Source organism: Achromobacter sp. ISS7 (genome assembly GCF_056523125.1).
Map to the genome: position 1 here is coordinate 3,239,455 of NZ_JAWRZD010000001.1, position 13,773 is coordinate 3,253,227.

The 13,773-nt window shown below is 69.7% G+C and carries 7 protein-coding genes; 2 read left to right on the forward strand and 5 right to left on the reverse strand.

Annotated features, from left to right (window positions below; genetic code table 11):
* Positions 1 to 39: 39 nt before the first annotated feature.
* A complete protein-coding gene (gene pdxR / locus AC1HFW_RS14425) occupies positions 40 to 1,542 on the reverse strand; it encodes a MocR-like pyridoxine biosynthesis transcription factor PdxR (protein ID WP_479284022.1) in 1,503 nt (500 codons plus the stop codon).
* 119 nt (positions 1,543 to 1,661) lie between these two features.
* Between pdxR and AC1HFW_RS14430 the strand changes: the two genes are divergently transcribed.
* A complete protein-coding gene (locus tag AC1HFW_RS14430; protein ID WP_238890428.1) occupies positions 1,662 to 2,993 on the forward strand; it encodes an MFS transporter in 1,332 nt (443 codons plus the stop codon).
* Positions 2,994 to 3,061: 68 nt separating this feature from the next.
* Here AC1HFW_RS14430 and AC1HFW_RS14435 read toward each other — a convergent pair whose 3' ends face one another.
* From AC1HFW_RS14435 to AC1HFW_RS14445, 3 genes are all read right to left on the reverse strand, one after another.
* Positions 3,062 to 5,473: an ATP-binding protein gene (locus tag AC1HFW_RS14435; protein WP_479284023.1), complete on the reverse strand. Its 2,412-nt coding sequence runs from the start codon at positions 5,471 to 5,473 to the stop codon at positions 3,062 to 3,064.
* Positions 5,470 to 6,129, reverse strand: a complete 660-nt coding sequence (locus tag AC1HFW_RS14440; RefSeq protein ID WP_061073962.1) for a response regulator — start codon at positions 6,127 to 6,129, stop codon at positions 5,470 to 5,472. Before AC1HFW_RS14440 ends, AC1HFW_RS14435 begins: the two co-directional genes overlap by 4 nt.
* A 275-nt stretch (positions 6,130 to 6,404) precedes the next feature.
* Complete coding sequence (locus AC1HFW_RS14445) at positions 6,405 to 7,658, reverse strand: EAL domain-containing protein (RefSeq protein ID WP_241075775.1); 1,254 nt, start codon at positions 7,656 to 7,658, stop codon at positions 6,405 to 6,407.
* A 300-nt stretch (positions 7,659 to 7,958) separates the two neighbouring features.
* Here AC1HFW_RS14445 and AC1HFW_RS14450 point away from each other — a divergent pair, with 300 nt between their 5' ends.
* Positions 7,959 to 8,609, forward strand: a complete 651-nt coding sequence (locus tag AC1HFW_RS14450) for a response regulator transcription factor (RefSeq protein WP_241075774.1) — start codon at positions 7,959 to 7,961, stop codon at positions 8,607 to 8,609.
* Between the two features lie 31 nt (positions 8,610 to 8,640).
* On the opposite strand, the gene AC1HFW_RS14455 is transcribed toward AC1HFW_RS14450, so the two are convergent.
* A complete protein-coding gene (locus tag AC1HFW_RS14455) occupies positions 8,641 to 13,749 on the reverse strand; it encodes a YadA-like family protein (protein ID WP_479284026.1) in 5,109 nt (1,702 codons plus the stop codon).
* Positions 13,750 to 13,773 lie beyond the last annotated feature (24 nt).

Here is a 13,773-nt window from a genome sequence, read left to right on the forward strand (position 1 = left end):
GCCTGGCGCGACCCGCACCGCCGCGGCCACCGCGCCGGTTCAGCGCCTGGCGCGGCGCGCCGGCCGGGCCTCGGTGACGCGGCCCAGCGCCCGCGCGAAGCGGGCCACGCCGTCGTCGATGCGTTCGCACGGCACGCCGCCATAGCCCAGCACCACCGCCGGCGCCGCCGCGCGCGCGGCATCGGGCAGGTAATGCGGCTGGCCCAGCACGATGCCCTCGTCGCGGGCGGCCTCGGCCAGGCGCGGCACCGACACCTTGCGGTCGAGCCGCGCATACACATGCAGCCCGGCCCGCGCTTGCGACAACTGCACCTGATCGCCCACGCGCGCCGCGATTGCGTCGCGCAACACGATCTGGCGGCCGGCGTACTCGGTGCGCATGCGCTTGATGTTGTGCGAGAAATGGCCGTCCGCCATAAAGTCGGCCAGCGCCGCCTGCAGGTGCAGCTGGCCCGGCCGGTAGATGCTGGCGCAGGCCCGCGAGAACGACGCCGCCACCTGCGGCGGCACCACCATGTAGCTCATGCGCAGGCCGGCGAACATGGTCTTGCTGAACGTGCCCATGTAGATCACGCGGCCGTCCGCATCCAGGCCCTGCAGCGACGGAATCGGGGCGCCGTCGTAGCGGAACTCGCTGTCGTAGTCGTCCTCCAGCACCCACAACCCGCGCGCCCGCGCCGCCTGCAGCAGTTCCAGCCGCCGCGCCAGCGGCATCACCACGCCGGTGGGGTATTGATGCGACGGGCTGGTGATCAGCAATCGGGCGCGGCGCGGCAGCTTGCTGGCCGCCAGGTCCAGGCCCTGCTCGTCGACCACCGCCGCGTGCGCGCGCACCCCGGCCGCTCCCAGCACCGGCGGAAAGGCCCAGTGGCACGGGCTTTCGACCAGCGCGGTATCGCCTGCCCCCGCCAGCATGCGGGCGCACAGGTCGACCGACTGGTGCGTGCCCGCCGTGACGATGACCTGCTCGGGCTCGCACACCACCGCCCGCGCCAGCCGCAGATAGCTGGCGATGGCCTCGCGCAGCGGCAGGAAACCCGCGCCGTCCTTGGCGTAGCCCGACAGCGCCAGGTTCGACTTGCCCAGGTGGCGCGACACCAGCCGGCGCCACAGGTGGAACGGAAACAGGCTGGCGTCGGCCACGCCCGGCACGAAGGCGCCGGTGTGCTGGCCCAGCCCGGCCGCGCCGCCGGCGATGGTCTCGCCGCGCGTCGACAGGCCCGGCACGTGGCGCTGCACGTGCTCGGGCGAGGCCGGCGGCAGCAGCGGCCGGTCCACCGTCTTCTCGACGAAGGTGCCGCTGCCGCCGCGCGCGCTCAGGTAGTTCTCGGCGATCAGCCGTTCGTAAGCCAGCGTCACCGTGATGCGTGAAATGCCCAGGTCCTGCGCCAGCACGCGCGACGACGGCAGGCGCTGCCCCGCCACCAGCGTGTGGTCCAGCACGCCGCGCCGCACGATGTCGTAGATCTGCTTTTGCAGCGGATCCGCCGATTCGCGCGACAGCGCGCCCGAGAGCAGATCGGCGAGCAGGACTTCCTTCATGAAGTGGACCTATGTCTGATTGGATTGTGGCTATACAAGATATAGCCAGTAGTTGCTATCGTCAACGCCGTATTCAATGCGGCGCCGACAGGCAAGCCGCGACCAACAAGGGGAATGAAATGAACGACTCAAACGGCCGCAGACAGCCGGTCAGGGCCGCGGCCGCGGCATTCTTCGGCACCATGATCGAGTGGTACGACTTCTACTGCTACGCCACGGCGGCCGCCCTGGTGTTCGGCGACGTGTTCTTCGCCACCAACGATCCCTTCATGGGCACGCTGGCCTCGCTCGGCACCTTCGCGATCGGCTTCTTCGCGCGGCCGGTGGGCGCGGTGCTGTTCGGCCATCTGGGCGACCGCGTCGGGCGCAAGCAGAGCCTGGTCATCACGCTGCTGCTGATGGGCGTGGCGACCACGCTGATCGGCCTGCTGCCGTCGTATCACTCGATCGGCCTGGCCGCCGTGGTGCTGCTGGTGGCGCTGCGGCTGGTGCAGGGCATCGCGGTGGGCGGCGAATGGGGCGGCGCGGTGCTGATCGCGGCCGAACACGCGCCGCCCAAGTGGCGCACCTTCCTGGCCTCGGCGCCGCAGTACGGCAGCCCCATCGGCCTGATCCTGGCGACCGGCGTGTTCCGCCTGGTGTCGGACCTGCCGAAAGAGGACTTCCTGTCGTGGGGCTGGCGCCTGCCCTTCATCATCAGCGGCGTGCTGGTGCTGGTGGCCTTCGTCATCCGCCGCGGCGTCAACGAAAGCCCCGAGCTGGAAGCGCGCCTGAAGGAAAAGAAGAAGGAAAGCACCGCCCCCATCCGCCTGGTGCTGCGCGAACGCAAGCGCGCGCTGCTGCTGGGCATCGGCCTGTGCCTGCTGGGCATCTCGGGGTTCTACTTCGTGACCACCCTGATGATCACCTACACCACCACCTACCTGAAGATCACGCGCAGCCAGATCCTGGACGTGGTGACCTGGGCCGGCGTGGTCGAGCTGATCAGCTTTCCGATCGCCTCCTACATCGCCACCCGCATCGGCGAGCGCCGCTTCCTGATCTGGGTCACCGCGCTGTCGACGCTGTGGGCCGTGCCGATGATGATGCTGATCCTGACGGGCGACATCCAGAACATCGCCATCGGCATCCTCACCGCGATCTTCCTGATCGGCGCCTACTACGCGGTGCTGGCGCCCTACCTGCCGCTGGCCTTCCCGGTGGAGATGCGCTACACCGGCATCTCGCTCAGCTTCCAGCTGTGCGGCGCGATCTTCGGCGGCACCACGCCGCTGGTGGGCCTGTGGGTGGCCCACACCTTCGGCCTGACCTGGCAGCCGATGGCGCTGATGTTCGCCATCATCGCCGGCGCCAACCTGCTGTGCGCCATCTACCTGCCCACGCCTGAACGCGAGGCGGCGCGCCAGCGCGGCGGCGCCCTGGGCGCCGGTCAGCACAGCCGGGCACTGTAACGGCGGTGTCGTCCTGCCCCGGCAGGACGACGCGTGGACCGTGGGCGACCTGTCCGGCGCGGCGCGCGTTATGCCGCGGCGGATTCGGCATCCGCGTCGGGCGACAGCAACGGACGGCTGTCGCGGAAGGCTTTCGCCAAGGCTTGCAGTTGCTCGTCCCAGGCCGACCCGCCCCACGGCTGCGCGTCGGCCAGCATCCGCTCCAGCGCAGCCGCGGGCCGCGCCACTTCCGGCCACTCGACCGTCAGCGCGGCGCCATGCAGGCGATGGGCCGCTCGCCGGGCGCCGTCGACATCGCGCAACGCGGCCAGTTCCAGCAAGGCATGCAGGTCGCGCTGCAACGCCTCCACCACCTGTTCGGGACCGAACATGCCGCGTCCTTGCGCCGGCTGTGCGATCGGATCGAGTTCGACCCCGCACCAGAGTTCAATGGCGTCCTGCAACTTGCGCATCCGGATCGGCTTGCCCAGGATGCCATCCATGTCCGCGTCGAAGCACCGGGCCGTATGCTCGGCGCCGGTCGAGGCCGAGATCGCGATGATCGGACAGCGTGAATGGCCAGCCTCGCGCTCCATCAGGCGCAGGCGCATCGTCAGGGCATAGCCGTCCTGGTCTGGCAGGTCGCAATCCATCAGCACAAGGTCATAGACTCCCTGCGCAAAGCAGGCCAGCGCCTGCACGCCATCCTGCGCGATCACCGCGGTGCAGCCGAAGCCTTCCAGCTGGGCCTGGAGCACGGCCTGGTTGGCCGGCGTATCCTCCACGACCAGGACGCGCAGGCCGTGCGCCCGCCGCGCCCCGGCCGGCTGGCGCGCGACCGGCTCCGCCACGACGGCATTCCTGGGCGCGGCCAACACCGGCAACGACACATCGACCGTGGTGCCCGCGCCCGGCTTGCTGACCACTGCGATCTTGCCCAGCATCAGCACCACCAGGTCGCGGGTAATCGCCAGCCCCAGGCCCGTGCCCCCCGAACGCTTGAACGAACGCGCCGCCTGCGCATACGGCTGGAACAGCTTGGCTTGCGCGTCTTCCGGGATGCCGATGCCCGTGTCGCTGACCGACAGGCGCAGCTCGCGGTGGCGGGGGATCTCGCTATCCTGGATCGCGTAGCGCACGGTCACGCCGCCGCTCTCGGTGAATTTGATGGCGTTGGACACCAGGTTGTTCAGCACCTGGCCCAGCCGGGCCTCGTCCAGCATCAACAGGGGCGGCTCGGGGTCGCCGTCATAGCTCAGGGAGATATGCCGTTCCCGCGCGCGCAACTGGTGCAGGTCCACCACATTGCGCACCAGCGTGGCGATATTCACCGGCTCGGGCTCCAGTTTGACCTGTCCGGCCTCGAGCTTGGTCACGTCCAGCACATCGTCGATCAATGTCAGCAGCGATTGCGCGCCGTGGTTGGCCAGTTCGGCGTAATGCCGCTGCTGCTTGTCCAGCGGCGTATTGCACAGCAGTTCCACGGCGGCCAGCACCGAATTCATGGGCGAACGAATCTCGTGGCTCATGACGGCCAGGAACATGGTCTTTTCGCGTTCGTTGCGCACCGCCTTCAGGCGCATGCGGTAAGTCACCCCGGCCACACTGGCCAGCAACACCAGCACCAGCCCCGCCAGCACCAGCTCGTGCCAGAAGTGCTGGGTGATGTCGGCGAAGGTCGGGTCCTCGTTCATGTGCTCGTCGAGCCAGTGCTCGTGCAGCCGCCGGATATCCTCCGGCGATATCGAACCCAGCGCTTTCTGCAGGATGCCGTGCAACACCGCCTGGTCGGCGCGCACGCTCATGCCGATCTCGGTTGTCATCGCTGACAGCACGCCCGAGATCTGCAACTGGCCCTGGTAACCGCGATACAGGTAAGGCACCAGGAACGCCTCGGTGCCGACGGCCGCGTCGGCCTCGCCGCTGGCCACCTGCTCCAGCATCCGGCGCGACGAGCCGCCGTTGATGAGCTTGGCATCCGGCGCCTTGCGCCGCAATTCGTCGCGGTAGCGATCCAGGTACGGCAACGTCACCGTCATGCCATTGAGCTGGTCGGGCTCGAACAGGAAGGGCCTTTTCACGCGGGTGATGACGATGCCCGCGCTGATGTGATACGGGTCGGTGTGCAGGAAGCCGGAACGCGCCGCCACGTCACCGTTGACCCGCATGGCCGAGATCAGGTCGGCCTCGCCCCGCGTCACCATGTCGACCCGTTCCTGGCTGGTGTCGGCGGGCAGATAGACGAAACGCAGCCCCGTCTTGCGCGCAATCTCGCCAAGGAACTCCGCCGACAGCCCATGCAGGCCGCCATCCTTCAGGTATTCGATCGGTTCGAGCTCTTTCAGCACACTGACCCGCAACACGGGATGCTGCTTGATCCAGGCCTGCTCGACAGGCGTCAGGACGAAGTCGGCCGACGCCTGCGCGGCCGTCGCGCCCGCCGCCAGGGTCAGGCAGACCGCCACGGCCCACCTCAGGACGTTGCCCACGCGCTGGCTCATTCGAAGGTCTGGCGGATGCGGAACAGATCGTTGTTCGAGGTGACGCCAAGCTTGCGGAACGCGGCCGCCTTCTGCGAACTGATCGTCTTGATGCTGCGGTGGAATTTCTCGGCGATCTCGGTGACCGTCATCCCCGCCAGGAAGCAGCGGATCACCTCTTGCTCGCGCGCCGACAGCGATGCTTCCCGCAAGGGGTCGTCGGCCTCGTCGCCCTCCGCCATCGTTCCCGAAAGGGTCGCGTCCGCCACCTGGTAGGACATCTCGGCGCTCAGGTAGATCGCGCCCGCGCTCACCGCGCGGATCGCCTTCATCAGGTTGCCCATGTCCTCGCCCTTGCCGACGAACCCCCGGGCGCCGACCCGCAAGGCCAGCGAGACCGTGGCGGGCTCGTGATGGGTGGACAGCACCAGGATGCGGCAATCGGGAAAGCGCGCGCGCAGCGCCCGGATCAGCGAAACCCCGTCCAGTTCGTCGCGTCCCAGCGAAAAATCCAGCAGCAGGATATCGGCGTGGCTCTGGGCCAGGGCGCGCATCAACTCCCGGCTACTCTCGTACGCGCCCACCACTTCGATGTCGGGTTCGGCGGCCAGATGGCTGACCAGTCCGTGCCGCACGACCGCATGATCGTCAAGCAAGGCAATGCGTATGCGTTTCATAGCGGATCTGGAACTCGCAAAGTGCCGGACGTATTTTTAGGATTAGTCCTATTGATAGCATCAGCATGATATGGCTGGCAACAAATCGACATTATTTTCTTTGAATGCGTCCCTGTTTATCCTCCTGGCTGCGCCGATCGCGGGCCGGGAAGCGGGCGATCAATCGCCACCCGAAAATTGTAGGGAACGCCCCTCCCGGCGAAAATCGGATTGCTCCTAACGCCCGCGAGGCAAATGTCAAGAATGGCAAGGCCCCGGGACCGCCAAGCCTCGCCTTATGCAGCGGGCGGCTGGGCGGCGCTGCTCAGGAATTCCGCGTTTTCCATGGGATAGGCCAATGCATAGCCCTGGCCGATGCGGCAACCGAGCTGGCACAGCAGCGCAATGGTCGAGGCATCCTCGATGCCCTCGGTGACCAGGCGCAGGTCGAACAGGCGCGCCAGCGCCACGATGCCCGTGATGATCTCGCGCGAGGCCGGCGCCTGGGCCACGGCACGCACCAACGCGCCGTCGATCTTCATTTCGTCGAACGGCATCTGCGACAGCAAGGCCAGCGTGGCGGCGCCGGCGCCGAAGTCGTCCAGCGATACCTGAAAGCCCTTGGCCCGCAACGCCGCGATCGACGCGGACAGGCAGAGCGCATCGGCGGCGGCCATGTCCTCCGTCAACTCCAGCTTCAGCCGCCGCGGCGGCAGGCCGGCGCGCAGCATCTTGCTGGACAGGCGCTCGGCCAGCCCGGGCGCGCAGAGCGTATTGGCCGACGCGTTCACCGCCAGCGGGATATCGACACCGGCCCGATCCAGCGCCAGCAAAGTCTCGATGGCGCATTTCTCGATATGGCTGAACAGCAACAGATCCAGCCCCAGCCGGTTCACGATCGGAATCAGCACGGATGGCGGCACGTCGCCCAGGCGCGTATGGCGCCAGCGAATCAATGCCTCGGCCCCCACCATGCGCCGCGTCATCAAGTCGTACTGCGGCTGGAAAACGACCCGCAGTCCCTCGCCCGAGGCCAACGCGGCGATCACGTCCTCTTCATCCGGCGCCGCCGGCGCGCGCACCGGCTCGACGGCGCCCGCCATGTCGGGCAACGCGTCCAATGCCAGGCGCAAGCCGTCACCCTCGATCGCGCCCGCGATCTCGACGGGGATGCCGGCGGCGCGGGCCAGGCGCGCGTGCGACGCCAGCGCGTTGAGTGAAACGCCATTCAGGTTCTCGCACCAGCCCTGGCGCATCCCCGCCGCCGGCTCGAGCGAAGCGCCGGAGGTTCCGTTGGCTTGCCGTGCCTCGCCCACCCACAACACGCGCGGCACGCGCTCCAGGCGGCCTGCCGCGCTCAGTTCCTTGAGCAGGCTGGGCAGCATCAGGCCTTCGCTGAAGTCAGCGTGCACTTCGGCCACGATCACATCGGTTTCCTGTGCGCGCAGCACCGAGGCGACGGCGGCCAGCGTGGCCGCCTGCGTGCAACGCCGCACGCGCAGCCCTTCCAGGACCGCGCCGGTGCGCCGCACGAAGGGCCCCTCTCGCATCAGCAATAGCACGCGAAGCGTGTGAAGACGGGAATCTGCGTTGGCCTTGAGCGGCGCCATGTTTTCCTCACTGGGATTGGCTGGGGCGGAATGGGCCGGACTGTAGCAACACGCCTGGTGCTCGCACATCGGATTAGGACTAAATCCGTATTGGCATCCAAGCATTTAGGAGTGCTCCGATTCAGGCGCCCGGCAAGCCTGCGTAGAGTGCCGTCCGGGATGCCGCGCGAGCGGCCATCGTCCTCACGCGGCAAGGCTCCCGGGCACGCGCCGCCTTCTTTCACCCAACGGCCATCCATCGTGACCAGCAGATCCTTCAAGCGTTTGCGCATTGCCCTCCTGGACGACCATCCGGTCGTCCGCACCGGCCTGATCGTGCGCCTGAGTTCCGAGATGCACCTGGAGCTGACCGGCGTGCATGGCTGCAGCCAGGCGCTGATCGACGGACTGCGCGCGCAACCGGTGGACATCGTGCTGGTGGACTATGTGCTGGGCCCGCGGCAACTCGCCGGCGCGTCCTTGATCCAGGCGCTGCGGTCGAAGTTTCCCGCCACCCGTGTCCTGGTGTTTTCCGCCCATCCCGATCCGGCGCGCGTATCGCAGGCGCTACGCGCCGGCGCGAGCGGCTTCGTCGGCAAGCGCCAGCCGATGCACGAATTGATCAACGCGATCGACGTCGTGGCACGCGGGTCGGTGTATGTGGGCACGGGCACGACGGGCGAAGACGGCGCGCAACGAGATGCCCAGGCGGACATCGGCTCGGCGCTGTCGACGCGCGAGCGGGATGTGATCCGCTGCTATCTGGAAGGCATGACCGTCAGCGAGATCGCCTTGAAGTTCAACCGCAGCATCAAGACCATCAGCAGCCAGAAGGCGTCCGCGTTCAGAAAGCTGGGCGTCTCGTCGAACAACGATCTGTTCAAGCTGCGCGACCACCTGGACGCCGTCTGAACGGCTCGGACATCGCGCATGCCCCAGGCGGCTACCACTCGTAGCCCACGCCCACCGCCGCGCCGATGTCGCCATCCTTGGTGCTGGAACTGGACGCCCGGTACATCCACGCGCCATTTTGCGAGCGCCCCGATATGCCCATGGCGATCGCGGACTGGCCGCCGTACAGGGATGTGCCCATCGCCAGCATGGACTTGCCCGGCGTCGAGGTCGACGGCAACGCGGCCATCGCCATCGCCGACGCGATGCCGGCGTTGGCCTCGCTGCGCAGCTGGCTGATGCGGCTGTCGGTGTAGCGGTTGGCCTGTTCCAGGGCCTTGCCGGCTTCCTGGCGCGCAATGCCGCTCGCCTGGCGCAGGTTCACCGCGTCGGTGTCGTGCGTGGCCGCGGCAACATTGGTGATCTGGCGTTCGGCGCCTGACGCGCCCACCGACACCGTGTTGGCGCGCGTGGCCTGCGCGCCCTCGCCCAGCGCCACGCTGCCTGGCGCGCTCGCCATGGCGTTGGCGCCGACGGCCGTGCTGCCCGCCGCTTGCGCCGCGGCATTGGCGCCCATCGCCGTGGCATTGGCGCCCGCGGCCCGCGCATCCGCGCCCACCGCCGCGCTGTTATCGCCCAGGGCCTGCGCGCTGGCGCCCACCGCCACGCCGCGGCCGCCCGCCTTCACCTGCGCACGGTCGCTGCCATCGCCACGACTGTCGATCGCGATGCCCGCGGCTTGCGCATCGAGCTGGTCGATGCGTTCTGTCACGGCGTGCAGCTGCCCGCCCGTGGCCGCGTCGGTGCTGCCCGCCGCGATGTCGCCATCGCGCAGGCCTGTCACCCGCCGCGCGCCATCCGTGCCCGACACATCCACCGTATCGCCGCCCCGGTCGGCCGCCAGCGTCACCCGGTTGCCCGACGGGTCATGCCGCGTCAGACCGACATTGCCGCTGTCCACCCGATCCGACAGCGCCGTCAGCGTCACGCCCTGTTGGCCGGTCAAGGCCTCCAGATCGCCCACCGCCTGGCTGTTGGCCAGCAGGTCCTGGTTCACCCGGAACAACTGCGCCCCCACCACCGCCTCGGTGCTGGCCGCGCTGACCTCGCCTTCCTTCACCCCGGACAGCGTGCGCACGCCGTCCGTGCCCGCCAGCGTCACCCGCGTGCCGTCGGCCTGCCGCGCCACCGTGATGTCACGCGTTGCCGCGTCCTGCCGCACCAGGCCCAGTTCACCCGCGTCCAGCTGGTCACGAACCTGCGACACGTCGGCGCCGACCTTGTTGACGTTGTCGTTGACCGCCACCACGCTCGCATCCAGCTGCCTGACCGCGTCAGCCACATTGCCGGCGGCCGTGGCCGGCGCCTGCGCCCGCCCGTCCGGACCGATCGCGGTCACCGCGTACGAAGGTGCCTGCAACGCGCCGTCCGGGCCGATCGCGGCGCCGCCGCCCAACGCGTCGGCCAGCGACTGGTTGGTGGCCGACGCCGCTTGCGCGATGCGCCCGGCCACCGTTTCACCCTCGCCGATGCCGACCAGTTTGGCGTTGGCCGAGTCGGCCGACTGTTGCGCCGCGCTCGCCGCCGCCTGCGCCCCCTGCGCGGTGTCGCGCGCGCCAGTGGCGGCGTCCTGTGCCTGGACAGCGCTCTGCCGCGCGGCATCCGCGACGGACCGGGCGTCGCCCGCGGCCTGTGCCACGGTATCCAATTGGCCCTTGTTGGCCGCATCGGTGCCGGCCTGGCCATCGGCCACATTGAGGATGCGGTTCACGGCCGTGTCGCCATGCCTGGCGTTGAAGGCCTGCGCATCGTCGTCCCATTGCAGGCTGTTGCCGCGCAGGTCACGCAGGTCCTGCGTCAACTGCGTCAGCGCGCCGTCCTGAGCCAGCACGCGCTCATTGACCTTGATGACGTTGGCATCCAGCGCCGCCACCGCGTCTCCGACATTGGTGGCGGTCTGCGCCTGCGCCGCGACCGTGCCATCGGGGCCGATCTGGCTGATCGCGTACGCCGGCGCGCTCGCCTTGCCATCCGCGCCCACCGCGGCGCCGCCGCCCAGGGCGCCAGCCAGCGCCTGGCTTGCTTCCTGCCCCGCCGAGGCCACCGCGGCCTGAGTCGCCTGCTCGATACGACCCGCCACCGTCTCGCCGGCGCCGATGCCCGCGAGCCTGGCGTTGGCGCTATCGGCCGCCTGTTGCGCCGCCGCTGCCGTGCCTTGCGCCGTGGCGGCAATCTGCTGGGCGGCCGTGGCCGTGCCCTCGGCCGCGTCCGCCGTGCGCCGGGCCTCGACCGCCATCCCCTGCGCCGCGTCGGCGGTTTGCAGCGCATCGCGCGCGGCTCCCTGCGCGGCTTCGGCGGTGCGCTGTGCCCCCGCCGCCGTCTCCCCGGCCACCTGTGCCGTCTGTTGCGCGCCGCGGGCCGTTCCTTGCGCGTCGTCCGCCATCTGGCGGGCATCCGCCGCCGTGCCCTGGGCCGCTTCGGCGGCCTGCCGCGCGGCCACCGCCACGCCCTGGGCGGTATCGGCGGCCGTCTGGGCGCCGGCCGCCGTATTCTGAGCAGCCTCGGCGCTCTGGCGGGCGGTGTCCGCCGCCGACCGGGCAGCGCCGGCGGCCTGCGCCACCGTGTCCAATTGGCCTTTGTTGACCGCGTCGGTGTCCGCCTGGCCATCGGCCACATTGATGATGCGGTTGGGCGACGCGCCGCCATGGCTGGCGCTGAATGCCTGCGCACCCTGGTCCCACAACAGGCTGTCGTCGCGCAGGCCGCTCAGGTCCTGCGTCAGCGTGTTCAATTTGCCGTCCTGCGCCAACACGCGGTCGTTCACCTTGATGACGTTGGCATCCAGCGCCGTCAGCGCAGCGCCGACGTTGCTGGCGGCCTGCGCCTGCGCCGCGACCGTGCCGTCAGGACCAATCTGGCTGATCGCGTAGGCCGGCGCGCTGGCCTTGCCATCCGCGCCCACCGATGACCCTCCCCCCAAGGCATCGGCCAGCGCCTGCCCGGCCGCGCGCCCGGCGGCATCGGTGGCGGCCGTGGCCGCCTGCTCGATACGGCCGGCCACCGTCTCGCCGGCGCCGATGCCGGCCAACTTGGCGTTGGCGCCATCGGCCGCCGACTGTGCCGCCGCGGCAGCGCCTTGCGCCGTAGTGGCGGCCTGCTGCGCGCCAGCGGCCGCGCCTTGCGCGGCATCCGCCGTGCGCTGCGCCGCCGACGCCGCCGCGCCGGCCGCATCGGCCGCCTGGCGCGCATCCCCCGCCGCGCCTTGCGCCGCCGCGGCCGCTTGCGCCACGCCGTCGAGTTGGCCCTTGTTGACCGCGTCATTGGTGTTCACGCCCGCCGCCACGCCCGTCACCTGGCGATCCACGGCGGCTGTCTCCGGCTGGCCGTCCGCGCCCACCACCGGATTGCCATTGGCATCGCGTCGCGGCGCACTGCCGGCGAGATTCACGCTCGTGGCGCTGGAATCCTGTCCCACCCGCAACTGGCCATCGCTTTCGCGCACCAGGCTGCTGTCTTGCAACGCCGTGATCGCCTGGTCCAGCTGGCCCTTGTTGACCGCGTCCGTCGCCGCCTGGCCCGCCGCCAGGTTCGAGATCCGGTTCTGGCCGGCGGTGGCGTTGCCGGCGTTGTACACATTCTGGTCCGCGTCCCACGCCAGGCTGTTCTTCCTGACGTCGTCGATCCGGCTGGCGACCGTTTCGTCCGCCCCGAAGCCTTGCAACTGACGCTCGGCCTGACTGGCCTTGGCATCCGCCACGTCGACGATCTGCCTGACCTCGCCCAGGGCGGCCCCATGGTCCCGCAAAACGCCATCCATGCTTGTGATGGCCCCCATCAGGGTGGTCGGCTGCTGCTGGCCCGACCCCAGGCTGCTCAACGACACGGTCGGCATCACGATCGTGCCGCCCGCGCCGACGCTCGCGCCGCCGCCGATCGCCTGCGCCACCGACGCGGTCGCGGCGGCCTGGGCGGCACGCGTGGCGGCCACGTCCGCGGTGCCCCGGTCGATCGCGGCCTGGTGCGTCTTGTCCACTTCGCCCAGGCCATTGATGGCGTCATAGGCCGCGAACAGCTGCGAGCCGTTGACCGCGTCCTTGCTGCTTGCGCTGACCTCGCCCGGGGCCATGTTGACGATCTGCCGGGTCGACGTCGGGCTGCCCACGCTCACCACCCCCTGCAGGTTCTGGCTGTCGAAGGCGTACGACTTGCCATTGAGCACCGCGGCGGCCGGCGCCTGGAACGCCCGCGTGGTCGAGCCGGCCCCCAAGGCCACCGAGAGGTTCTGCGTGGCGGTCGCGCCCCGACCGATCGCCACGCTGTCCACGCCTTGCGCCTTCGCGTCCTTGCCTGCCGCGAAGGCATTGGCCCCCGAGGCTTGCGCGGTGGCCCCCACCGCCGTCGCGCTATCCGCGCTGGCCGTGGCGCCGACGCCAAACGCGGTGGTCCGATTGGCCGTGGCGCTGGCATCCGCGCCGACCGCGGTGGCATAGACGTCGCCGGCAAGCGCGTTGTTGCCCAGGGCGAGCGCGGCATCGCTCCCGGTCGCCTTGGCCTGGCGCCCCACACTGATGCCCCGGTACGCCGCCTCGGCGCCGTTGCCGATGGCCAGGCCTTGTCCGGCGGCCTTGGTGTTCGCATCGCCAATGCGCTGACCGGTCGTCTCATCGCCCAGCTTGATATAGCCGCTGTTGACCGACAGGTCCCCGCCCAGCATGAGCGAGGTGGCGCCTACCCCCGCCACGCCCGAAGGGCGGTAGAACAAGACCGAGTCTTTCTGGTTGGTCCGGCCCGAGTCGCACCGTTCGGTGGAATCCGTGAAATTGACGTTCGCCTGCAGATAGCGATTGAAATCCGTCCCCCCCGACGGGGCGCTCTGGGGATCATTGATGCTGACGCACGGGCCGTTGGCGTTCGCATTGATGTGGATGCCGTTTGCCGCCTGCGCGGGGGCCGCGCCCATCAAGGCCAGGCCCGAGGCGCCGAGCAAGACCAGCCCCAGCCCCTTGCGGCGCTTCAGCCCCAATACCCGGCACGCCAGCCGCAGCATCGCGCGCACGCGCTTGCCCAGCGGGCCACACGGCGTCCGCCCGGCGCGGGCACTCCTGGCGCCGCCGTTGAAGGAAATGCCGCTCGTCGCGGCCGCAATCGAATGGGTTTTCACAATACGCTCACTTGCTGGTTCTGG

What these genes read in the sequence shown, in the direction of transcription:
- AC1HFW_RS14445 (WP_241075775.1), bottom strand. Translation starts at nt 7,658, where the DNA reads ATGCGAGAGGGGCCCTTCGTGCGGCGCACCGGCGCGGTCCTGGAAGGG.
- pdxR (WP_479284022.1), bottom strand. Translation starts at nt 1,542, where the DNA reads ATGAAGGAAGTCCTGCTCGCCGATCTGCTCTCGGGCGCGCTGTCGCGC.
- AC1HFW_RS14430 (WP_238890428.1), top strand. Translation starts at nt 1,662, where the DNA reads ATGAACGACTCAAACGGCCGCAGACAGCCGGTCAGGGCCGCGGCCGCG.
- AC1HFW_RS14440 (WP_061073962.1), bottom strand. Translation starts at nt 6,129, where the DNA reads ATGAAACGCATACGCATTGCCTTGCTTGACGATCATGCGGTCGTGCGG.
- AC1HFW_RS14435 (WP_479284023.1), bottom strand. Translation starts at nt 5,473, where the DNA reads ATGAGCCAGCGCGTGGGCAACGTCCTGAGGTGGGCCGTGGCGGTCTGC.